19 protein-coding genes and 1 tRNA gene are annotated in these 22521 nt (G+C 72.7%); 15 read left to right on the forward strand and 5 right to left on the reverse strand.

The features are described from left to right. The first annotated feature begins 56 nt into the window (after positions 1–56). The 6 genes from tmk (at position 57) to ACFVVO_RS33965 (ending at position 11069) form a co-directional block, all read left to right on the forward strand. Positions 57–3356, forward strand: a complete 3300-nt coding sequence (gene tmk, locus ACFVVO_RS33940; RefSeq protein ID WP_390060161.1) for a dTMP kinase — start codon at positions 57–59, stop codon at positions 3354–3356. Between the two features lie 176 nt (positions 3357–3532). Then, positions 3533–4738: a DNA polymerase III subunit delta' gene (locus tag ACFVVO_RS33945; RefSeq protein WP_390060162.1), complete on the forward strand. Its 1206-nt coding sequence runs from the start codon at positions 3533–3535 to the stop codon at positions 4736–4738. A 96-nt stretch (positions 4739–4834) separates the two neighbouring features. Next, positions 4835–6469 (forward strand): alpha/beta hydrolase, encoded by a 1635-nt coding sequence (locus ACFVVO_RS33950; protein WP_390060163.1) that lies wholly within the window; start codon positions 4835–4837, stop codon positions 6467–6469. Between the two features lie 106 nt (positions 6470–6575). Further along, a tRNA-Thr gene (locus tag ACFVVO_RS33955) sits at positions 6576–6649 on the forward strand. 434 nt (positions 6650–7083) lie between these two features. Next, positions 7084–7506 carry a hypothetical protein gene (locus ACFVVO_RS33960; RefSeq protein WP_390060164.1) on the forward strand — a complete coding sequence of 141 codons (423 nt, stop codon included), beginning with the start codon at positions 7084–7086 and terminating at the stop codon, positions 7504–7506. Between the two features lie 248 nt (positions 7507–7754). Next, positions 7755–11069 (forward strand): BTAD domain-containing putative transcriptional regulator, encoded by a 3315-nt coding sequence (locus ACFVVO_RS33965; protein ID WP_390060166.1) that lies wholly within the window; start codon positions 7755–7757, stop codon positions 11067–11069. A 7-nt stretch (positions 11070–11076) separates the two neighbouring features. Here the strand turns inward: ACFVVO_RS33965 and ACFVVO_RS33970 are convergent, their stop codons facing one another. Both ACFVVO_RS33970 and ACFVVO_RS33975 read right to left on the reverse strand, forming a co-directional pair. Then, entirely contained in the window at positions 11077–12774 is a 1698-nt protein-coding gene (locus tag ACFVVO_RS33970) for a bifunctional 3'-5' exonuclease/DNA polymerase (protein WP_390060167.1), read from the reverse strand. A gap of 80 nt (positions 12775–12854) precedes the next feature. Next, a complete protein-coding gene (locus ACFVVO_RS33975; protein ID WP_390060169.1) occupies positions 12855–13613 on the reverse strand; it encodes a Clp protease N-terminal domain-containing protein in 759 nt (252 codons plus the stop codon). Positions 13614–13745: 132 nt separating this feature from the next. Here ACFVVO_RS33975 and ACFVVO_RS33980 point away from each other — a divergent pair, with 132 nt between their 5' ends. Further along, a complete protein-coding gene (locus ACFVVO_RS33980; RefSeq protein ID WP_390060171.1) occupies positions 13746–14852 on the forward strand; it encodes a DUF2786 domain-containing protein in 1107 nt (368 codons plus the stop codon). 34 nt (positions 14853–14886) lie between these two features. Here the strand turns inward: ACFVVO_RS33980 and ACFVVO_RS33985 are convergent, their stop codons facing one another. Further along, the gene (locus ACFVVO_RS33985) at positions 14887–15402 is read right to left on the reverse strand and encodes a DUF4232 domain-containing protein (protein WP_390060173.1); all 516 of its coding nucleotides are present in this window, start codon (positions 15400–15402) and stop codon (positions 14887–14889) included. Between the two features lie 81 nt (positions 15403–15483). Next, positions 15484–15972, reverse strand: coding sequence for a hypothetical protein (locus tag ACFVVO_RS33990; RefSeq protein ID WP_390060175.1), 489 nt, complete (start codon positions 15970–15972; stop codon positions 15484–15486). A gap of 214 nt (positions 15973–16186) precedes the next feature. On the opposite strand from ACFVVO_RS33990, the gene ACFVVO_RS33995 reads away from it, so the two are divergent. The 4 genes from ACFVVO_RS33995 (at position 16187) to ACFVVO_RS34010 (ending at position 17836) form a co-directional block, all read left to right on the forward strand. Beyond that, positions 16187–16561, forward strand: coding sequence for a VOC family protein (locus tag ACFVVO_RS33995; RefSeq protein ID WP_390060176.1), 375 nt, complete (start codon positions 16187–16189; stop codon positions 16559–16561). A gap of 40 nt (positions 16562–16601) precedes the next feature. Continuing rightward, positions 16602–16949, forward strand: a complete 348-nt coding sequence (locus ACFVVO_RS34000) for an ArsR/SmtB family transcription factor (RefSeq protein ID WP_390060178.1) — start codon at positions 16602–16604, stop codon at positions 16947–16949. Beyond that, positions 16946–17419: an SRPBCC domain-containing protein gene (locus ACFVVO_RS34005; RefSeq protein ID WP_390060179.1), complete on the forward strand. Its 474-nt coding sequence runs from the start codon at positions 16946–16948 to the stop codon at positions 17417–17419. Before ACFVVO_RS34000 ends, ACFVVO_RS34005 begins: the two co-directional genes overlap by 4 nt. A 147-nt stretch (positions 17420–17566) precedes the next feature. Beyond that, a complete protein-coding gene (locus ACFVVO_RS34010; RefSeq protein ID WP_390060181.1) occupies positions 17567–17836 on the forward strand; it encodes a DUF397 domain-containing protein in 270 nt (89 codons plus the stop codon). Between the two features lie 79 nt (positions 17837–17915). On the opposite strand, the gene ACFVVO_RS34015 is transcribed toward ACFVVO_RS34010, so the two are convergent. After that, positions 17916–18443, reverse strand: a complete 528-nt coding sequence (locus ACFVVO_RS34015) for an ATP-binding protein (RefSeq protein ID WP_390060183.1) — start codon at positions 18441–18443, stop codon at positions 17916–17918. Positions 18444–18798: 355 nt separating this feature from the next. Here ACFVVO_RS34015 and ACFVVO_RS34020 point away from each other — a divergent pair, with 355 nt between their 5' ends. The 4 genes from ACFVVO_RS34020 to ACFVVO_RS34035 all read left to right on the forward strand — a co-directional run bounded on the left by ACFVVO_RS34020 (position 18799) and on the right by ACFVVO_RS34035 (position 22470). Next, complete coding sequence (locus ACFVVO_RS34020; protein ID WP_390060302.1) at positions 18799–19623, forward strand: helix-turn-helix domain-containing protein; 825 nt, start codon at positions 18799–18801, stop codon at positions 19621–19623. A 70-nt stretch (positions 19624–19693) separates the two neighbouring features. Continuing rightward, positions 19694–21154: an aldehyde dehydrogenase family protein gene (locus tag ACFVVO_RS34025; RefSeq protein ID WP_390060185.1), complete on the forward strand. Its 1461-nt coding sequence runs from the start codon at positions 19694–19696 to the stop codon at positions 21152–21154. Positions 21155–21265: 111 nt separating this feature from the next. Beyond that, positions 21266–21805: a DinB family protein gene (locus tag ACFVVO_RS34030; protein WP_390060187.1), complete on the forward strand. Its 540-nt coding sequence runs from the start codon at positions 21266–21268 to the stop codon at positions 21803–21805. Positions 21806–21828: 23 nt separating this feature from the next. Beyond that, positions 21829–22470 (forward strand): PadR family transcriptional regulator, encoded by a 642-nt coding sequence (locus ACFVVO_RS34035; RefSeq protein ID WP_390060189.1) that lies wholly within the window; start codon positions 21829–21831, stop codon positions 22468–22470. Positions 22471–22521 lie beyond the last annotated feature (51 nt).

Raw genomic sequence — 22521 nt, forward strand, 5'->3', positions numbered from 1 at the left:
GTGCACACGTCAGGAGTGGTGGGTGTGGTGTCGGCGCCTGCGGATAGGCTGAACGCATGACGCGAGCCGAGCAGCCAACGGCCCCCACGCCCGCACCGGACGACGCCCTGGTCGCGGACTCCCGCGAGCGCGCCGTCCGCTCACTGCTGCGCCGACCGCAGGTGAAGCGCCTGTGGAGCGCGCAGCTCGTGAGCGGTGTCGGTGACTGTCTCGCCCTTCTCGTGCTGATCGTCCTGGTCCTCCAGGCGGCCGTCGCGGAGGGCTCCTTCGGCGGCGGGTACCGGGGCGCGGCGTTCGCAGTGGCGACCGTCTTCGCGGCGCGCATCCTCGCCACCCTGCTCTTCGGCGCCGTCCTCCTCGGCCCGCTGACCGCGCTGACCGCCCAGGAGGGCCCGCTCGACCGCCGCTGGACCATGGTCGGCGCCGACGGCCTGCGGGTCGCGCTGCTGATCGTCGCGCCCCTGTGGATCGACTGGATCCCGGACAACGCCCTCGCCGTCCTGCTGGTGACCGTCTTCGTCACCGGCGTCGCCGAGCGGCTGTGGACGGTGTGCCGGGAAAGCGCGGCCCCCGCCCTGCTGCCCGCCCCGCCCCCGGAGGGAGCGACGGTACGGCCGCTGCCGGACCACCTGGACGCCCTGCGCCGGCTCGCACTGCGCACCGCCTTCCTGGCCGTTCCGCTGGCCGCCGCCGCCCTGGTCGCCGCCGCCCTGCTGAACAACCTGCTCGGTACCGGCGTGGCCTGGTTCGACCAGCACCAGGCGGCCCTCGGCTCCTATGTCGCGGCCGGCCTGTTCGCCGCGTCCCTGTCCGTGCTGACCTCCCTGGAGCTGCCCGACACGCGCACCCCGCGCGCGCGGTCCCCGCTGGAGGGGCTGCGCCGCCCGCGCACCGGCACCGGTGTCGACAAGGGCCGCACCGGCGCCATCCCGCTGCTCGTCCCGGCCTGCGCCGCCGTCGCCGGAGCCATCGCCGCCGCCGTCGCGGTGTGCGTGCTGCACGCCAGGGACCTGGGCGGCGGCCCGGTCCTCTACGGCCTGCTGGTCCTCGGCCTGACCGGCGGAGTCGCCGTCGGCATCCGCACCGCGTCCTCGGTGCTGCCGTCGCTCTCGCGCCGCCGGCTCCTCGCGCTCGCCATCGCCTTCACCGGCATCGCCCTGCTGGCCGCCGGGCTGGTCCCGGACGTCACCACCGTGCTGTTGATCGTCACGCTGGCGGGCGTCGGCGCGGGCATCGCCGCCAACACCGGGCACGCCCTGCTCGACCAGGAGACCGAGGAGTACCGCAGGGCGCGCACCACCGAGCACCTGCACGCGGTCGTACGGGTCTTCATAGCGCTCGGCGCCCTGATCGCGCCCGTCGTCGCGGGGCTGATCGGCCCGCACCGGCTGGAGAACGGCAAGTTCGTCTTCGCACACGGCGGGGCCTCGTTCACGCTGATGCTGGTCGGCGCGCTGCTGCTGCCGGTGGCCGTGATCGTCCTGGCCAAGGCCGACGACCGCTCCGGCGTCCCGCTGCGGCACGACCTCAAGGACGCGCTGCTCGGCGGCGACGACCCGGCCACCGCTCAGGCGGCGGGCGGTTTCTTCATCGCCCTGGAGGGCGGCGACGGCGCCGGCAAGTCCACCCAGGCCGAGGCCCTCGCTGAGTGGATCCGGGCCAAGGGCCACGAGGTCGTGCTGACCCGCGAGCCGGGCGCCACCCCCGTCGGCAAGCGGCTGCGCTCGATCCTGCTGGACGTGTCCTCGGCCGGTCTGTCGCACCGCGCGGAGGCGCTGCTGTACGCGGCCGACCGCGCCGAGCACGTGGACACCGTCGTACGGCCCGCCCTGGAGCGCGGCGCGGTCGTCATCTCGGACCGCTACATCGACTCGTCCGTCGCCTACCAGGGCGCGGGCCGCGACCTGTCCCCGACCGAGGTCGCCCGCATCAACCGGTGGGCCACCAACGGACTCGTCCCGCACCTCACCGTCCTGCTGGACGTCTCGCCGGAGGCCGCCCGCGAGCGGTTCACCGAGGCCCCCGACCGGCTCGAGTCGGAGCCGGCCGAGTTCCACGCGCGCGTACGGGCCGGATTCCTGACCCTCGCCGCCTCCGACCCCGGCCGCTACCTGGTGGTGGACGCCGGGCAGGAGCCCGAGGCCGTCACCACCGTGATCCGGCACCGGCTCGACACCGTGCTGCCGCTGTCCGAGGCCGAGATCAAGGCCCAGGAGGAGGCGCGGAAGAAGGCCGAGGAGGAAGCGCGCCGCAAGGCCGAGGAGGAGGCGGCGCGCAAGGCCGAGGAGGAGCGCCTGGAGCGTGAGCGCCAGGAGCAGCTCGCCAAGCTGCGCGCCGAGGAGGAGGAGCGCAAGCGGCGCGAGCTGGAGGAGGCGCAGCGCCGCGAGGCCGAACGGCAGGCTGAGGAGGCCCGGCAGCGGGCCGAGGACGCCGCCCGACGGGCCGAGGAGGAGCGGCAGCGGCTGCTCGCCGAGGAGAGGGCCCGCGCCGAGGAGGAGGCCCGCCGACGGGCCGAGGAGGAGCGTCGGCGTCGGCAGGCCGAGGAGGAGGCCCGGCTGCGCGCCGACGAGGAAGCGCGGCAGGCCCGGCTGCGTGCCGAGGAAGACGCACGGCGCCTGGAGAAGCAGCGGAAGGCCGAGGAGGCGCTGCTGCGCGCCGAGGAGGCCCGTCGGCAGGCGGCCGAGGCGGCCACGGCGGCAGACACCGCGGCCCGCCGGCCCGGCTCGCCGCAGCCGAAGGTTCCGGGCATGACGCCCGACGCGGCGACCGTGGCGACGCCGGTGGTCTCGCCGGGCACCGACGAGACGGCGGTGCTGCGGCCGGTGCGCGAGGAGCGCGCCGAGGACGCGCGCACGGCCGGCCGTACCCACGACTCCGACGTGACGGCCGAGATGCCGCGACCGCCGGTCGCCTCCGGTGCCGCGGACGAGACGGCAGTGCTGCCGCCGGTGGGCCCGCGCGCGGCGGACGAGACCGAGGTCCTGCCGCCCGTGTCCGCCGACGAGACGGCCGTACTGCCGCCCGTGTCGTCCGGTGCCGCCGACGAGACCGCCGTGCTGCCGCCGGTCCGGGGCGACGACCCCGCGCACCGGGTGCCGCCCGGCTACTTCCGGGACGAGCGGAGCGCCGCCCGTCCCGACGGCACCGAGGACCGCACGCGGGAGATGCCCCAGATCGACGCCGACGGCACACCTCGCCGCCGCCCCCGGCCCGACTGGGCCGAGGAGACCCCGCTGGACGACCTGCCCTCTCTGGCGGACGAACTGCTCGGGTCGTACGACGGCCGGGAGCCGGAGCGGGACGAGTCCGGCGACGACGAGCCCCACCGGCGGCGTGGCCGCGGCCGGCGCGGCTGACCGCGGAGGCCGAGGGCCGCACCGAACGGGCCTGCCGAACGGGCACGCCGAGCGAGGAACACCGGGCGGCGCCCGCCGGACCCCACGGGGTACCGGCGGGCGCCGCCGTAGTTGTCAGTGCCCGCCCGCACAATGGAGGGCGGAACGCGGAGTGTGACGGAAGGACGGCGTGACCCATGACCGTGTGGGACGACCTCGTCGGACAGGACAAGGTGAGCGCGGCGCTCGACGCCGCCGCGCGGGACGCCGACGCCCTCGTCACGGCCGCCGCCGCGGACCGGCCGCCGCCGGAGGCGTCGAGGATGACGCACGCGTGGCTGTTCACCGGCCCGCCCGGAGCCGGCCGGAACCAGGCGGCACGGGCCTTCGCCGCGGCCCTGCAGTGCGTGAGCCCCGACCGGGCCCTCGGTGGCGTCCCGGGCTGCGGTTTCTGCGACGGCTGCCACACCGCGCTGCTCGGCACCCACGCCGATGTCAGCACGGTCGCCGCGGTGGGCGCCGAGATCCTGGTGAGGGACATGCGGGACACGGTCCGCAAGTCGTACACCGCCCCGGCCAACGGCCGCTGGCAGATCATCCTGGTCGAGGATGCCGAGCGGCTCAACGAGAAGTCGGCGAACGCCGTCCTCAAGGCCGTGGAGGAGCCCGCGCCCCGCACGGTGTGGCTGCTGTGCGCCCCCTCGGTCGAGGACGTCCTGCCCACGATCCGCTCCCGCTGCCGCCACCTGAACCTGCGCACGCCCTCGGTGGAAGCCGTCGCCGACATGCTCATGCGCCGCGACGGCATCGAACCCGAGGCCGCCATGGCCGCGGCGCGCGCCACCCAGGGCCACGTCGACCGGGCCCGCCGCCTGGCCACCGACCCCGCCGCCCGTGAGCGCCGGGCCGCCGTGCTCAGGCTCCCGCTGCGGCTGGACGAGGTCGGGGCCTGCCTCAGAGCGGCTCAGGAACTGGTCGACGCGGCCGCCGAGGACGCCAAGCAGCTGGCCGAGGAGATCGACGGCAAGGAGACCGAGGAGCTGAAGGCGGCTCTGGGCGCGGCCCAGGGCGGCCGGCTGCCGCGCGGCACGGCGGGGGCGGTGAAGGACCTCGAGGAGATGCAGAAGCGCCGTAGAACCCGCACCCAGCGCGACAGCCTCGATGTCGCCCTCGGCGACCTCACCGGCTTCTACCGCGACGTCCTCGCCCTCCAGCTCGGCTCCCGGGTCGCGATCGCCAACGGCGACACCGAGGACGCCCTGGACCGGCTGGCCCGGGGCAGCAGCCCGGAGTCCACGCTGCGCCGCATGGAGGCGATCGCCGCCTGCCGTGAGGCCCTGGACCGCAATGTGGCCCCGCTGCTCGCCGTGGAGGCGATGACGATGGCACTGCGGGCGGGGTGAGCCGGGCGTACGGTGGTTGACGGACTCCGTCCCCCGTACGAGGCCACACTCCGTACGCCGCGTACTCAGCACGTCGCTCAGCGTTACGATCGCCTGATGCACACCTGGCCCTCCCTCCGCCGGCCCCACCGGACCGGCCGGACCCGCAGCGGAACGCGCACCCGAACCCGATCCCGGGCCCCGGCCCGTGTCACGGGTGTCCTGATCGCGGCCGCCGCACTGCTCGTGTCCGCCTGCTCCGCCGGGAGCTCGACCACGACGTCCACCGGTGCGGCGGAGGCGGCGCTGGCCGCGCTGCCGCCGGCCACGCCCTCGGCGCTGGCCCCGTACTACAGCCAGCACCTGCGTTGGCGGGCCTGTGGTGTCCCCGGCTTCCAGTGCGCCACGATGAAGGCGCCGCTGGACTACGCCGACCCGGGCGCGGGCGACATCAAGCTGGCCGTCGCGCGCAAGAACGCCACCGGCAAGGACAAGCTCGGCTCGCTGCTGGTCAACCCGGGTGGCCCGGGCGGCTCGGCCATCGGCTACCTGGAGCAGTACGCGGGGATCGGCTACCCCGCCGAGGTCCGCGCGGCCTACGACATGGTCGCGATGGATCCGCGGGGCGTCGCGCGCAGCGAGCCGGTCGAGTGCCTCGACGGCCGCCGGATGGACACCTTCACCCAGACCGACATGACCCCCGACGACCAGCAGGAGGTGAGCACGCTGGTCGGGCAGTACCGCAAGTTCGCGGAGAGCTGCGGGGCGCGCTCGGCGCGGCTGCTGCGGCACGTGTCCACCGTCGAGGCGGCACGGGACATGGACATCCTGCGGGCGGTGCTCGGCGATCCGAAGCTGAACTACGTGGGGGCGTCGTACGGCACCTTCCTCGGCGCGACGTACGCCGGCCTGTTCCCGGACCGGGTGGGCCGGCTGGTCCTGGACGGCGCGATCGACCCCTCCCTCGACTCCCGCAGGGTGAATCTGGACCAGACGGCCGGCTTCGAGACGGCGTTCCAGGCGTTCGCGAAGGACTGCGTGCACCGGTCCGACTGCCCGCTCGGCGGCAAGGGCACGACTCCCGCGCAGGTCGGCGACCATCTCAAGGCCTTCTTCCGCAAGCTGGACGCCCATCCCGTCCCGGCGGGCGACGCGGGCGGCCGCAAGCTCGGCGAGTCGCTGGCCACCACGGGGGTGATCGCGGCGATGTACGACCAGGCGGCATGGGAGCAACTCCGTCAGGCGCTGACCTCGGCGATGCGGGAGAACGACGGCGCCGGCCTGCTCGCTCTCTCCGACAGCTACTACGAACGCGACCCGAAGGGCCAGTACACCAACCTGATGATGGCCAACGCCGCCGTGAACTGCCTCGACCTGCCGGCCGCCTTCACCGGCCCCGAGCAGGTGGAGAAGGCGCTGCCCACATTCGAGAAGACGTCCCCGGTCTTCGGCGCCGGCCTGGCCTGGGCCTCGCTGAACTGCGCGTACTGGCCGGTGAAGGCCACCGGCGAGCCGCACCGGATCGAGGCGAAGGGCGCCGCTCCCATCGTGGTCGTCGGCACCACCCGTGACCCGGCGACCCCCTACCGCTGGGCCCGGTCCCTGGCCGGCCAGCTCTCCTCGGCCCGCCTCCTCACCTACGTCGGCGACGGCCACACCGCCTACGGCCGCGGCAGCTCCTGCATCGACTCGGCGATCAACGCCTACCTCCTCGACGGCACCCCGCCGCCCCCCGGAAAACGCTGCTCATAGCCCTCGCAGCCGCCCCGGAGCCCCCGCTCCGGGGCGGGTACGAAGCAGCCCGCGAAACTGTGTAGACTTACCGACGTTGCTGATCGCACCATAGTGTGCGCAGCGCGCCGCTTTAGCTCAGATGGCCAGAGCAACGCACTCGTAATGCGTAGGTCTCGGGTTCGAATCCCGAAAGCGGCTCTTCTGGGACCCCGGGTCAGTTGTCGACTGATCCGGGGTTTTCCGTTGTCCCGGCACAGCACGGGGCGGGGCGTGCCGTGTCGGCGGTCCGGCTCCGGCTGATCTGGCATGTTCACGGACGAGGTCGTGACCCACCGGGTCGCCCGCGTGACTGGGGTACATGTTCGACCCCAATGCCCGCATGGATGCCGAATGGCCAAGATTGCAAGGCTGTCGGTATGAGTGGATCTTCTCTAAGGTCCCTTCAAGTAACCGCAAGCGGTTGCGACTTGGGGGAGCGGGGGAGTCGATCGTGAAGAGCGGTCCGCTGTGGATGGAGCGCGTCTGACGTCCTGAACGGGACCCTGCCGGACTCGGGGAGGCCGTGACGGCAGTGTCGCTCACCCAAGGTTCTGACCATTCGATGCCGGCTGCACTGAGGGGAAACCACACACATGCGTAGGACCATCGCGACCCTGGCCACACTCGGACTCACGGTCGCAGGCCTGAGCCTGGCCACGGCCACCACCGCCTCCGCCGCGGGCTACGGCTGTTCGGGGTCGCAGATCGACTCGTACAACACGACCGCGAACGGCGAGGTGTGGGCCACCGCCTACCTCTACTACTCGTCGGCGAACGGCGGCACCAACTGTGCCGTCCTGGTGGCCAAGAAGTACGCCGGCGTGTCCCACTACATGACGGTGGCCATCAACAAGTCCGGCAGCAGCACGTGGAAGGGTGACGACGGAGCGTTCAGCTCCTACGCGGGGCCGGTCACCGTGACGGGCACCGACGGCCACTGCCTCAACCTCAAGTTCGCCGAGGACAACGGCGGTCTGTGGGTCGGCCGGGACGTCAACAACGTGCACTGCGGCTGAGCGGTCCCCGCCGCGAAGAGGGCGGGACAGGACCCCGGTCGTTCACCTCCGCCGACCGGGGTCCTTCTGTGTCCCCGGACCAGGCCTGCGGCGACACTCCCCCGAGTTACGCGTGCGACGCGCGCGCCGTCGGGCCGGATCCGATGGAATGATCAGATCAGGGCTCGCCAACAGATCGCTAACATGTGGCCAACGGTTCGTCCGCAAGCCGCCGATCGGCCGGCCGGAAGCAGAACCGCGGGAAGGCAGTGGGCAGCGTGAAGCGGCGGTACGAGCTGCGGTTCGGACTGCTGGGGCCACCCGCCCTGTACGACCGACCGCCGTACGGGATTTCGTACGGCCCCTACGCCGATCCGCAGGGCGAGCCCCATGGTGATCCCGGCACCTACGACACTGCCCCCGATGGCACCGCTGACACCCATCCGCACGGGATCGGCAGCCCCAAGATGCGCGCGCTGCTCGCCGCGCTGCTGCTGGAGGCCGGCCGAGTCGTCTCGACCGAGTCGCTGAAGGACGCCCTGTGGGGCGGGGCGCCCCCCGTCTCCGCTCGGGCCTCGCTGCACAACCACGTCACCCGGCTGCGCCGGCTTCTGGACGACCCCGAGCGGCTCAGAACCGTGGCGCCCGGCTATCTGCTGCGCGTCGACGAGGGCGAGCTGGACGTGCACGTGTTCGACGCCGAGGTCCTCGCGGCGCGTGCCGCCCACGCCCGGGGGGACTGGCGGAATGTCGTACGTGCCGCCACGTCCGCACTCGCGCTCTGGCGCGGCGCTCCGCTCGGCGGACTCTCCGCCGACCTCGGCGGCCACGCCCTCGTGCAGCGCCTGGAGGAGGCCCGGCTGCTTCTGCTGGAGTGGCGGTACGACGCCGAACTCGCGCTCGGCGGAGCACGGTTGATCGACATCGTGCCGGAGCTGGCGGCCCTTGTCGCCGAGCATCCGCTGCGTGAGGCCTACCACCGCCGGCTCATGCTCGCCCTGCATCGCACCGGCCGGCAGGCCGAGGCCCTCGCCGTCCATCGCGATCTGCGCGCCCGCCTGATCGAGGAGCTCGGCGTCGAGCCCGGTCCGGCGGTCCGCGAGGCCCATCTGGAGGTTCTGCGGGAGTTCTCGGCACCGGCGCGGGGGGAGGCGGGTGACCCTGGAAGCGCCCCTCCGCACGGTCACGCCTACGCCCCGCCCGACAGCGGGCCGGCCGCTCGTGGCGCTCGGGTACCGGTCGAAGGAGGGCCGGTCGTCCGTGTCCTCCGCGGCACACCGGCACTCGCCAGCGGCGCCTGCGCCCCGCAGGGGTCACAGGTGCTCGACGGCGGGGGCGACAGCGCCACCGCTGACGTGCGGGACACGGGTGGTGCCGACACGGCCCCGCATCCGTCCGAGGACCCGGCGTCCCCCTCGCCCCAGGCCCCCGTCCCGGCCCAACTGCCACCCTCACCACCGCACTTCACCGGCCGGACCGCCGAGTGCCATGACCTGCGGCAGGTCCTCACCGCCCGGCGCGGCCGCCTGGCCGTGATCAGCGGTATGGCAGGCGTCGGCAAGAGCGCCCTCGCGCTCCATGTGGCCCACACGCTGCGGGATCGTTTCCCCGATGGCCAGCTGTACGTCAACCTGCACGGCGCCACACCCGGCATGACCCCGCTCACCCCGGCACAGGCGCTCGCCGCCCTGCTGCGCGACCTCGGTGCCGAGCCCCGGAGCATCCCCGAACACCCGGACGCCGCAACCGCGTTGCTCCGCTCCCTGCTCGCCCCGTCCCGCGTCCTGCTGATGCTGGACGACGCGGCGAGCGCGGCCCAGGTGCGGCCCCTGCTGCCGGCCGGGTCCGGCTGCGCGGTGATCGTCACCAGCCGGTCGCCGCTGACCGCCCTCGACGGCGCCCGGCGCTTCCCGCTCACCACGCTGACCGGGGAGGACAGCGCCGCGCTGCTGCGGGCCGTGAGCGGACGCGAGGACCTCGACGCCGGCCACGCCCTGATCGAGCTGACCGGGAGGCTCCCGCTCGCGCTGCGGGTGGTCGCCGCCCGGCTGGCCGCCCGCAGCGCCCTCACCCCGGACGTACTGGCCGGTCAACTGGCCGCCTCGGGCAGCAGGTTGCCCCATCTCGAGTACGACGACCTGAGTGTCCGCCGGTCCCTCGCCGTCGCCCACGACGCACTCGCCGCCGCCGAACGCGAGGCCGACCGGGACGCGGCCCTCGTGCTGCGCCGCATCGGAAAACTCGACCTGCCGACCTACGGCGCCCTTCTGGTCGCCCGCCTCACCGGTACCGACGAGCGCCGCGCCGAGGCCGCCCTGGACCGGCTGGTCGACGTGGCCCTGCTGGAGGAGACGGAGTACGGCCGCTACGCCCCGCACGACCTGGTCCGCGACTTCGCCCGCGAACTGGCCGGTGCGAGTGCCTGGCCGGCCACCGGCGCCGATCCGGACCTCACCGCCCTGCGCTGGTACGCGGCGGCCGCCGAGCGGGTGCTGACCGCCGTCGTGGAGCCCGGTCTCGACCAGGACGACCGCCGCCGGCCCACCTCGGCGCAGCCGCCGGGACACGCGGCGGACGTGGCGGCCCTGCCGGTCTTCGAGTCCGCCGATCAGGCCTTCGCCTGGGGCGACATGGAACTGGAGAACGTCGTCGCGCTGGTGGAGCGCAACGCCGGCACGGCCGACGAGCAACGGGCCGCCGGTCTCTCCGTGCTGGTGCGGCTGTTCTTCCCCTATGTGCGGCTGCGCGGCCGGGTGGCCGAGATGGAGGTGCTGGGGCGGGCCGCGCTCGGCGCGGCGCGCGGGCTCGGGGACGCGGCGGCGGAGGCGCACGCGCTGGGCGACCTCGCCGGACTGCACTTCCTGACCGGCCGGCAGAACGACGCCCTCGCCCTCACCGACCAGGCCCTCGCGATCTGGCGTCGGCTCGGCAGGGTCTCCTGGATCCGGCGCAGCCTGAACAACCGCGGACTGCTGCTGGAGGGGCTCGGCCGGTTCGCGGAGTCCGGGGACGCGCTGCGGAAGAGCCTCGCGTACTCCCGGCAACTGAACGACCCCTACGGGGAGGCCGTCACCCACAGCCATCTCGGCAACCTCTACGAGCACACCGACCCGCGCGCGGCGATCGAGCGGCACCGGCGCTCGCTGGCGATCGGGGACGCGATCGGCGCGGTCATCGTGCGGCACTCGGCCCACTGCAACATCGGATACGCCCACCTCACCCTCGGGGAACCGGCGGCGGCCGCACGGCACTTCGAGGAGAGCCTGCGCATCCTCGGCGGTCACGGCGACTGGCACGGCGAGTCGCAGACCCGGCTCGGTCTGGTCCGTGCGCTGCGGCGGCTGGGCGAGACCGAGCGGGCCGCCCGCGAATGCACGGAGCTGCTGCGCCGGGCCGACGCCCGCGCCGACCGCTACATGGGCGGCCTGGCCCGCCACCAGCACGGGCTGCTGCTGCGCGAGCAGGGGCGGCGAACGGAGGCGCGCGACGTCTGGCACGCGGCCCTCGCGGCGCTGGACGGCACCGACGAGCAGGCGGTCCTCGAGGAGCTGCGGGAGCTGGTGGCAGGCACCCCGGTGTGCTGACCGGCCCTCATTTGGCGTCGGCGTAGCACTCCACCACCGCGGTCGTGAACGGGAAGCGCACCGGTGTCTCGCCGAAGGTCAGCCGCCCGGCGAGGCGCGAGGCCTCCTGGATCGCCTCGACGACCGTGCCGGCCTCGTCGGCGGGACAGTGCACGATCACCTCGTCGTGCTGGAAGAAGACCAGCTCGGCCTCGAGATCCGCGCAGGCCCGGCGCAGCCCGGCGAGCAGCAGCAGCGCCCAGTCGGCGGCGCTGCCCTGCACGACGAAGTTCCGGGCGAAGCGGCCGCGCGCGCGGGAGTTGCCCGAGGCGTGACCAGGGCCCCAGCCCGGGCCGTCCGTCTGGTGCTCGGTGTCGTCGTCGCCGACCGGGATGCCCGCCTCCTCGGCCGCGTCCTCGCCCAGGCCGGCGGCGGGCGGGCAGGTCCGGCCCAGCCAGGTGCGGACGAGCCGGCCCTCCTCACCGGCCCGTGCGGCCTCGTCGACGTAGGCCACGGCCTTGGGGAAGCGGCGTCTGAGGGCGGCGAGGTTCTTCAGGCCGTCACCGGAGGTCTGGCCGTAGATCGCGCCGAGCACGGCGAGCTTGGCCTGGTTACGGTCGCCGGAGAAGGCGCGGTCCGAGACGGACTGGTACAGGTCGCTCTCGCGCCCGGCCACCTCCATCAGGCCGGGATCGCGGGAGATGGCCGCCAGGACGCGCGGCTCCATCTGGTCGGCGTCGGCCACGACGAGCCGCCAGCCGGGGTCGGCGACCACGGCCCGCCGGATCACCTTCGGGATCTGCAGCGCGCCCCCGCCGTTGGTCACCCAGCGCCCGGTGACCGTGCCGCCGGCCAGGAACTCGGGCCGGAAGCGTCCGTCGCGCACCCAGTCCTGCAGCCAGGACCAGCCGTGCGCCACCCAGATGCGGTACAGCTTCTTGTACTCCAGCAGCGGCTTCACCGCCGGGTGGTCGACGGAGGCGATCTCCCGGCGGCGGGTGGACCGCACCTTGATCCCGGCCCCGGCGAAGGCCTTGACCACGTCGGCGGGCAGGTCGGGCCGCACCCGGCGGCCGAAGGCGGCCGACACCTCGTCCGCCAGCTCGGCCAGGCGCCGCGGCTCGCCACCGCCCGCGTACCGCTCGCCGAGCAGGTCGCGCAGCAGCTCGCGGTGGACCTCGGCGCTCCACGGCAGGCCGGAGCGGTTCAGTTCGGCGGCCACCAGCATCCCCGCCGACTCGGCGGCGGTCAGCAGCCGCATACGGTCGGGGTGGGCGGTCCGCTCGTGCCGCCGCTGCTGCTCCGCGTAGACGGCGAGCAGGTCGGTGAGGGGCAGGCGGCTGCCGGCCGGCTCGAACAGCGGGGACTGGGCGCCCGGTTCGGCCTGCCGCTGCGGTGGGTCGGGCGGTACGGGGCCGCCGCGGAGGCGGGCCAGGGCGGCGGCGGCCGAGCGTGGCTCGCCGTACCGGCCCTCGTGGCCCAGCAGGAGTGTCTCGGCGTCCTCGATGTCGTAGCACCGCTCCACTCGCACCCCCGTGGCGAGCAGACGCGGGTAGACGTCGGCGGTCGACCGCCACACCCAGCGCGTCACCTCCGGACGGCTCCGCACCGCCGCGGCGAGATCGCTCTCCCGCCGCACCGGCCCGGCGGGCAGCCCGTCGGGGCCGAGGGGGGCGACGTCCACGCCACCGTCCTCGGCCGCCGCGAGAGCCCACCGGCCGGCCATGGACAGGAGTCTGGCAGGCGGCACTGACAATGGCCGTGACCTGCGGGTTCATCCGGCGGAGCCGTGTGTTGCGCCGGGGGTCAGTCCGCCGCCGCCTCCTCCGCGTCCGCTGCCGCCTTCTTGTGCTCCAGCAGCGTCGCCAGCACCTTGCCGACGAACTCCTCGGTCGCCGCCTTGGTGATGCCGAGGCCGCTGAGGACGCCCGTGCCGTTCTCGTGCTCCAGCAGGGCCAGCAGGAGGTGCTCGGTGCCGATGTAGTTGTGGCCGAGCCTGAGGGCCTCGCGGAAGGTGAGTTCCAGGACCTTCTTGGCCTCGGGGCCGTAGGGGACGAGCTCGGGAGCGTTCTCGGCGGCCGGCGGGAGCGCCGCGGTCGCGGCCTGGCGCACCGTGTCCAGCGGGACGCCCTGCGTGGTGATGGCCTTCGCGGCCAGGCCCTCCGGTTCGGCCAGCAGGCCGAGGACCAGGTGCTCGGGGCGGCCCTCGGAGTGGTGGGCGGCCACGGCCTCGTTGTGCGCGGACATGACCACGTTCCGCGCGCGCGGGGTGTAGCGGCTGAAGCCCTGGCTGAGGTCGAGGTCGGCCGACTCCTTGGGCACGAACCGCTTCTGTGCCGCCTGCCGGGTCACGCCCATGCTCTTGCCGATGTCGGTCCAGGAAGCGCCCGAACGGCGGGCCTGGTCGACGAAGTGACCGATCAGATGGTCGGCCACGTCATCGAGGTGATCGGCGGCGATCACCGCGTCCTGGAGCTGGTCGAGGGGTTCGGGATGAACCTTCTTGATCGCCGCGATGAGGTCGTCGAGGCGTACGGATGCCGTGATGTTCGGGTTGGTCGCCATGTGTCAACCGTAGGTTGCGCCCCAGGTAGTGTCAACCACTAGTTGACACTCGATGGTCGCCGGGTCCCGCCGTTGTCCACAGGCTGTGGACGACTTCTGCCCGCTGTCGGTGGCGCGTGGCACGATCGACGGGTGAACAGCACTGCCGGCACCGTCGAACGGGCCTTCCGCGCCGCCCTGTACGAAGACGGCGACGCCGGACTCGACACGGGTGCCTCCCTGCTCGCCGCCGACCCCGCGGCGGACACCGAACTCGCGCTCCGCGGCGAGGAGTTCGTGGCGGCTGCCTGGCGGCGCGGCTGGCAGCCCGCCGATGTCGTACGACTCGTGCGGCGCGAGCTGGACGAGGTCCACCTGGCGCTCGTCTCGGGGCTGATCCGGGCGCAGTCCGGGCAGGACCGCCCCCGCGGGCGCCGCTGGGCCGCCCAGTTGGAGGCCCTCCCGGAGTCCACCGCGCGAGCGGGCGACCGCTTCTCGCACGCCACCGCGGTGCTGGAGCTGTACCGCCTGCTGCTGCGCCTGCCCGCCCTGGAGGTCATGGTGGAGCCCCGCCGTGATCCAGGACCCGGCGCCTCCCGCATGCTCACCCGCATCCGCGCGCTGCTCGCCAAGGCCGAGGCCACCGGCTACCCCGAGGAGGCCGAGGCGCTCTCGGCCAAGGCACAGGAGCTGATGGCGCGGCACAGCGTCGACGAGGCGCTGCTGGCCGCCGAGGCCCCCGCGCCGGACGCGCCCGGCGCCTGCCGCATCGGTGTGGAGCCGCCGTACGAGCAGGCCAAGGCGGTGCTGCTGGACGCGGTGGCCACCGCCAACCACTGCCGCGCGGTGTGGAACGAGGCGCTCGGCTTTTCCACGGTCGTCGGCTTCGAGGCGGACCTGGAGGCGGTCGAACTGCTCCACACCTCGCTGCTCGTGCAGGCCACCCATGCGATGACCAAGGCCGAGGCCGCGCAGCGAGCCGGCGGCCGCAAGCGCACCAGGACGTTCCGGCAGTCGTTCCTCGCGGCCTACGCGCACCGTGTCGGCGACCGCCTCGCGGCCGTGGCCGGAACCCAGGTGACCCAGGACCTGCTGCCGGTCCTCGCCACCCGGGAGACAGCCGTCACCGACCGTCTCGAGCGCATGTTCCCCGAGACCACCACGACACGGCTGCGCGGGGTGAGCGACGCGGCGGGCTGGACGGAGGGCGCGCGGGCGGCGGACCAGGCCCAGGTCAGGGCCCGCCCCCGGCTCGGCTGACCCCTCGGACCCGGCCCGCCGCACTACGCGAACGTCAGTCCCCGACCTGCTGGAAGGCGCTGACGGAGGCGTCCGGGGTGTCGGCGGAGCCCTTGGTCGCGACGGGCCCGTAGGACCACGGGAAGCTCCGGGCGGTGTCCGTGCCGGGCAGGCTGATCTTCACCGACTTCGCCGCCAGACCGGCCTTGCCGCCCGCCCCGCCGCGCACGTAGGTGATGGTGAAGGTCGCCGAGTCGCCCTTGGCGAGCTTCAGCTTCTGTGCCTTCGCCCCCTCCTGCGTGGGCAGCTTCACCTCGCCGCCGCCCGTGCTCAGCGCGGCACCGGGGAAGTGGTCCAGGGTGCAGGGCGTGCTCTGGTTGGTGATGCTGACGGGCACCTCGCCGGTGTCACCGGCGGACGGGGCCACGCTCGCCGACCCGATCTGCACCGAGACCCCGCCGATCTCGCAGGCGGAGCCGCTCTTGCCGTTCTTGCCTCCGCCGCCGTCGTCGCAGGCGGTCAGCAGGAGGGCGGCGGCGAGGGCGGTGACGGTGAGCGGAATGGCGCGCATGAGCAGGTCCCATCGAGGTCGTGACGGTCTCCTCGCATCATGGCGCCTGCGCCGGGGACTCGCTCACGCACCCCGCCGAATTCACCGCTTCAGGTTCGTCGGCATCCCCGAGGGCAGCTTGCCGCCCTCGGCCTTGGTGTACGTCTCCTGGCCGAGCTTGCCGGACCAGGTCACCTTCAGGGCGTCCTTGCTCGCCGAGTCGACCATGCCGTTGACCCGGTCCTTGCTGCCGTCGGTGCAGTTCAGATGGATCATCCGCATGCCCGACTCGGTGCCGGCGGTGCCGTTGCACACGGATCCGCCCGTCGCGAAGAGCCCGGCCTGCTTGCCGGTGATCACCAGGGCCACGATCGACCCCTTGGCGGTGGTGACCCAACTGCCCTGGAGTGTGCCGGAAGCGCCCGTGACGGTCCCCGCGGGGCCGCTGCCGGACTCCGAGCCGGCCGTCGGTGCCGGGGCCGGTGAGGAGTCGTCCTTGGCGCCGCCCCCGCTGCACGCGGTCAGCGCGAGCGCGCCCACCAGCCCCGCCGCCGCGGCCGCCGTCCGCACCCTTGCAGTCGCCGTAGTCACGTCAAGCTCCCAAGCTGTAGCGAACCGGCCGCCCCGGGGCCGTCGTCCCGCTCGGGACGGCACCCCCGAACCGGAGGGACCGCAGCAAGTTACCAGCCGTTACCCCGAACACTTCCGGACGTCGTGCGGAAATCTCTACGCGCCTGCTCACCCGGCACAGGTAGGAGATCCCCTACGGTTGACGCGTAGGAAAACACCTACCTATCCTGGTGGCATGACCATCACGCACGCCTCCTTCGTCACCCTCCCCGTCTCCGACCAGGACCGCGCCCTGCGCTTCTATCGCGACGTCCTCGGCATGGAGGTCACCGCCGACCGGCAGCTGCCCCAGGGCCGCTGGCTCCAGGTGGCCCCCGAGGGCGCGCAGACCGCCTTCACACTCTCCGGGCCGGGGATGGGCGGTTTCACGCCCGGCTCCGCGCGCGGGATCATGTTGGTCACGACCGACGTCGACGCGGACTGCGCCAGGCTCACCGCTGCCGGAACCCCCGTGCAGGGGCCGGACGAACTCCCCTGGGGGCGCATGGCCTCCTTCGCGGACCCCGACGGCAACGGTCTGATGCTGCTGACGGAGAAGGAAGGCTTCTGACGCCCCATGAACCGGACCGCCCTGTGAAACCGGCCGCTCCATGACCGGGACGGGTACCGCCGCCGAGGACCGTGTCTTCGCCGCGCTCGCCAACGCCACCCGCCGCGAGGTGCTGCGACTGCTGCGCGAGCGCGGTCCGCAGGCCGTGCAGGCCTTGGCCGATCACTTCGACATGCGCCGTCCGAGCCTGTCCGAGCACCTCAAGGTGCTCCGGGACGCCGGCCTGGTCTCCGAGCAGCGCTCCGGCCGGCAGCGCATCTACCGCCTCGAGGCGGCCCCGCTCGCCGAGGTGCAGGACTGGCTCCATCCGTACGAGCGGTTCTGGCGCGACCGCCTGAAGGGCCTCGGCGATCTGCTCGACCGCATGCCCGACGATGAACGTCCATGAGCACCGCACCGTCCGGTGACGCCGACGACCTCACCACCGTCCGCGTCGACCAGTTCTTCCCGCATCCGCCCGCCAAGGTCTGGCGTGCCCTGACCGAACCCGCCCTGCTGGCCCGCTGGCAGATGCCCGGCGCCGAGGACTTCCGGCTCGAGATCGGTCACCGGTACCGGATGACCTCGGTCCCGCGTCCCGGCACCCGCTTCTCCGGCGTCGTCGAAGTGCGGGTCCTCGCCTACGTCCCCGAGCGGATGCTGTCCCTCCGCTGGGCCGACGCGGATCCCGCCGGTCCCACGGACTGGACCATCACCTGGACCCTGGAACAGGAAGGGCGCGGTACGCGTCTGTTCCTAGTGCACGAGGGATTCGATCCGGACGACCCGGCGCAGATGATGGCGCGGAAGATCATGAACGGGGGCTGGAGAGGGCATGTGCTGCCGTCTCTCGGACAGACGCTGGAACGGCTTCGGTAAAGCGGACGTCAAAGCTGTAATCGCGGCAACACAGCCCGTGCACGTGCATCTGCTCATGCATCTGCACAGGGACGCAGCTATGATCCGGATCAGTTGACCAAGACATCCATGGCCACATCAGCCAAGTGCACCACCGGGGAGCGACCTGTGGACCGCGACGTTGACGGCGTGTACGGGGGGTACGACGTGTACAACGGCATGGCTGCCACGCAGCTGGTCGGAGTGGCCTGGCAGAAGAGCAGGCACAGCAACTCGCAGGGCTCCTGCGTGGAGTTCGCACGCCTGCCCGGCGGCGATGTGGCGGTGCGCAACTCGCGTTTCCCGGACGGCCCCGCGCTCGTCTACACGCGCGCGGAGATCGAGGCGATGCTCCTCGGAATCAAGGACGGCGAGTTCGACCACCTCGTAGTCGGCTGAAACGTCTCAGCGGCTCACGGGCCGGCGACGACCCGGTGTACGCGCGTAGACACCGGGCGTGACTGGGCCCCGTGCCGCATCAGTCGGTCGGCCGGAGCCGGAACAGCGCCCAGACGACCTTGCCGCTGAGCGTGCCCGCGAGCGGATGCCAGCCCCAGCCGTCGGCGAAGGAGTCGACCAGGAACAGCCCCCGGCCGGACTCGGCCGAGAAGTCGTCCGAATCGCGTGGCGCCGGCGTCTCGTCGCTGGGGTCGCGCACCGCGCACACCAGCCGCTCGGTCCAGCGCAGTAGATGCAGCCGCACGGCGGGCGGCTGCGGGGAGCGGCCGGCGTCGGCCGGGCCGGATGGCGCGGACCGCCGGGTCTCGCCGGACGGGCGCTGGTGAGGAATGGGCAGTCCATGCCGCAGGGCGTTGGTGACGAGTTCGGAGACGACGAGACATATGTCGTCGAAACGGTCGCCCACGTCCCACTGGTCCAGGGTGCGGCGGGTGAAGCGCCGGGCCTCGCCCACCGCCTCGTAACGGGCCGGCAGGGCGCAGGAGGCGGCATCGGAGACGGCTGCGGGGTCCAACGGCGGAAGGCCCTGCCGTAACGGCTTGAGCATGGTCGATCCATTCGTCCCCATGCGAGGCACTCCCGGTAATTCGCGGTCGTAGCGATGCAGCGGTGGCGCGGCACCATGGTTTCGGATGGGACTGGCAGATGCAAGGGCAGATGCACGTGCACGTGACCGAAATGATCCTGCCCGTACCGCTTCTTGGCCATTTTTTCTGCCACATTGGACCATGCGACTGTCAGAGGTCCGTACCTCTGCCTGCGGAAAACGGCTGACCTCTTTCCGTTTCCGTAACCGGACGAGTACTGCTCGAAGTGTTTTAGTGGCAGACTGCGGCCCCTGAAGACGGTTGGGGAGGCTGGCGAAGGTGAGCGCGGGAGAGCCCGGATCGGTGGTGCGGCGCATGCTGCTCGGCTCGCAACTCAGGCGGCTGCGTGAAGCACGGGGGATCACGCGCGAGGCGGCGGGCTACTCGATCCGCGCGTCCGAGTCGAAGATCAGCCGGATGGAGCTGGGCCGGGTGAGCTTCAAGACCAGGGACGTCGAGGATCTGCTGACGCTGTACGGCATCAGCGACGAGGCGGAGCGCGAGTCGCTGCTCTCCCTCGCCCGGGAGGCCAACGTGGCGGGCTGGTGGCACAGCTACACCGACGTACTGCCGAGCTGGTTCCCCACCTACGTGGGCCTGGAGGGCGCCGCCTCGCTGATCCGGGTGTACGAGGTGCAGTTCGTGCACGGCCTGCTGCAGACCGAGGAGTACGCCCGCGCGGTGGTCCGGCGCGGCATGAAGGGCGCGAGCCCGGCCGACGTGGAGCGGCGGGTCGCGCTGCGCCTGGAGCGGCAGAAGCACCTGCTCGCCGACAACGCCCCCGAGCTCCACATCGTCCTGGACGAGGCCGCCCTGCGCCGTCCGTACGGCGACCGTGACGTGATGCGCGGCCAGCTCCAGCATCTGATCGACATCTCCGAGCGCCCCAACGTCCGGCTGCAGGTGATGCCGTTCAGCTTCGGCGGGCACTCCGGCGAGAGCGGCGCCTTCACCATCCTCAGCTTCCCCGACGCGGACCTGTCCGACGTGGTCTACCTGGAGCAGCTGACCAGCGCCCTGTACCTGGACAAGCGCGAGGACGTCGCCCAGTACGAGCAGGCGCTCAAGGAGTTGCAGCAGGACAGTCCGGGGCCCGACGAGAGCCGGGATCTTCTCCGGGGTCTCCGTCAACTCTCTTGAAACACAAGTACGATGACGTGTGATCAGACCGCGACGTGGCTCCTGTGTCTGCTACCGATTGAGGGATCACATGCCGTCCTACTTCAGCGACCTGGCCCAGCAGTACATCGACGGTGAGTGGCGCCCGGGCACCGGTTCCTGGGACGTCATCGACTTCAACCCGTACGACGACGAGAAGCTGGCCTCGATCACCGTGGCGACGGTCGACGAGATCGACCAGGCCTACCGCAGTGCCGCTCGCGCGCAGAAGCAGTGGGCCGCGACCAACCCCTACACCCGCCGCACGGTGTTCGAGCGGGCGCTGCGGCTGATCGAGGACCGGGAGCAGGAGATCGCCGACCTGATCGTCGCGGAGCTGGGCGGCACGCGCGTGAAGGCCGGCTTCGAGCTGCACCTCGCCAAGGAGTTCCTGCGCGAGGCGGTCAACCTGGCGCTGCGCCCGGAGGGCAGGATCCTGCCCTCCCCGACCGACGGCAAGGAGAACCGCGTCTACCGGGTGCCGGTGGGCGTGGTGGGCGTGATCAGCCCGTTCAACTTCCCGTTCCTGCTGTCGATCAAGTCCGTCGCCCCGGCCCTCGCGCTCGGCAACGGCGTGGTGCTCAAGCCGCACCAGAACACCCCGATCGCGGGCGGCACCCTGGTGGCGAAGATCTTCGAGGACGCGGGGCTGCCGGGCGGCCTGCTCAACGTCGTCGTCACCGACATAGCGGAGATCGGCGACGCCTTCATCGAGCACCCGGTCCCCAAGGTCATCTCCTTCACCGGCTCCGACAAGGTCGGCCGGCACGTCGCCACCGTCTGCGCCTCCCACTTCAAGCGCGCGGTGCTCGAACTGGGCGGCAACAGCGCGCTGGTGGTCCTGGACGACGCCGACATCGACTACGCGGTGGACGCGGCCGTCTTCAGCCGCTACGTGCACCAGGGCCAGGTCTGCATGGCGGCGAACCGGGTCCTCGTGGACCGCTCGGTGGCCGAGGAGTTCACCGAGAAGTTCGTCGCCAAGGTCCGGACGCTGAAGGTCGGCGACCCGCGCGACCCGCAGACCGTCATCGGCCCGGTGATCAACTCCCAGCAGGCGAGCGCCGTCTCGGGCGTCGTGGACCAGGCGCTCGCCGAGGGTGCCACCGCCCTCGTGCACGGCACCACCACCGGCAACCTGGTCGAGCCCAGCGTGCTCACCGACGTCCCCGCCGGCTCCGCCCTGCTCCAGCAGGAGATCTTCGGCCCGGTCGTCTTCCTCGTCCCCTTCGACGGCGAGGAGGAGGCGGTCCGGATCGTCAACGACACCCCCTACGGCCTCAGCGGCGCCGTCCACACGGGCGACATCGAGCGCGGGGTCGCGTTCGCCAAGCGGATCGACACCGGCATGTTCCACGTGAACGACGGCACCGTGCACGACGAGCCGCTGGTGCCGTTCGGCGGGGAGAAGCACTCCGGCCTCGGCCGGCTGAACGGAGAGACGACCGTCGAGGCCTTCACCACCATCAAGTGGATCTCGGTGCAGCACGGCCGCAGCGGCTTCCCCTTCTAGGGGCGCCTGAATCGCCCCGCGCGTGCCGGGCCCTTGCGGACAGAAGCTGACCGCAAGGGCCCGTAGCTTCGTCGGTGTCAGGCAAGAGGACCCGATGAAAGGCGGCCGGTCATGGTCACACACGTGGCGGCGGAGACGCAGGGCGACGAGCGCGGGGCGCTGCTCGCGTTCCTGGGGGAGCAGCGAGGCGGCATCCGCAGGGCGCTGCTGGGGCTGACGGAGGAGCAGGCCCGCTCCCGTCCGAGTGCCAGCGAGCTGTCGCTCGGCGGTCTGCTCAAGCATGTCGCCGAGGTCGAGCAGAGCTGGCTGGCCCGGGCCCGGCAGGAGCCGCCGACGGTCCACCGCGACCAGTCGAACTGGCACGAGTGCTTCCTGCTCACCGATGACGAGACGGTGGCCGGGCAGCTCGCGTACTGGGAGCAGGTCGCCGGCGAGACGGAGAAGTTCATCCGTTCCGCGCCCAGCCTGGACGACACCTTCCCGCTGCCGCCCGACCCCTGGTTCCCGCCGGAGGGACGTGTCTCCCTGCGCTGGCTGTGTCTGCACCTGATCCGCGAGACCGCCCGGCACGCCGGCCACGCCGACATCATCCGGGAGTCCCTGGACGGGAAGACCGCCTTCGAGCTGGTGGCCCTGGAACAGCGGGCCTGAGCCGCGGCCATAACCTGGACGGCATGTCAGCGATCCGACTTCTCGTGCTGGGCGCGGTCCGCCAGCACGGGCGGGCCCACGGCTACCAGGTGCGGGGCGACCTGGAGTACTGGGGCGCGCACGAGTGGTCCAACGCCAAGCCGGGCTCGATCTACCACGCCCTGAAGCAGATGGCGAAACAGGGGCTGCTGCGCGCGCACGAGATCGCGCCGTCCACCGCGGGCGGCCCACCGCGCACCGAGTACGAGATCACCGACCCGGGCGAGACGGAGTTCTTCCGGCTGCTGCGCGAGTCCCTGGTCTCCTACGACCAGAAGATGGACATCCAGTCCGCCGCCATCGGCTTCCTGGTCGAGCTGGAGCGTGCCGAGGCGCTGGACCTGCTCCGGGAGCGGATCCGGCGCATCGGTCAGTGGCGGTCCGCCGTCACCGGGCACTACATCCCCGAGGACGGCCCCGGACAGCTCGGGCACATCGGCGAGATCATGAACCTCTGGGTGCACACGGCCGACTCCGACGCCGCCTGGACCCAGGGGCTCATCGCCCGCCTGGAAGGCGGCGCGTACACCTTCGCGGGGGAGGGCGAGCCGTTCGTGGGCGTCCTCTCCGAGGGCCAGGACAACCCGTACGCGACGGGGGAGCGGCACCCGGGGGACGACCGCTGATCCGGCATGCCCCCGTGCGGCCCCGGGGCGGGTCCGCGAAGTCACGCCCGC

The sequence above is a fragment of the Streptomyces sp. NPDC058145 genome, assembly GCF_042884245.1.
In the GTDB taxonomy this organism is placed as follows: Bacteria; Actinomycetota; Actinomycetes; order Streptomycetales; family Streptomycetaceae; genus Streptomyces.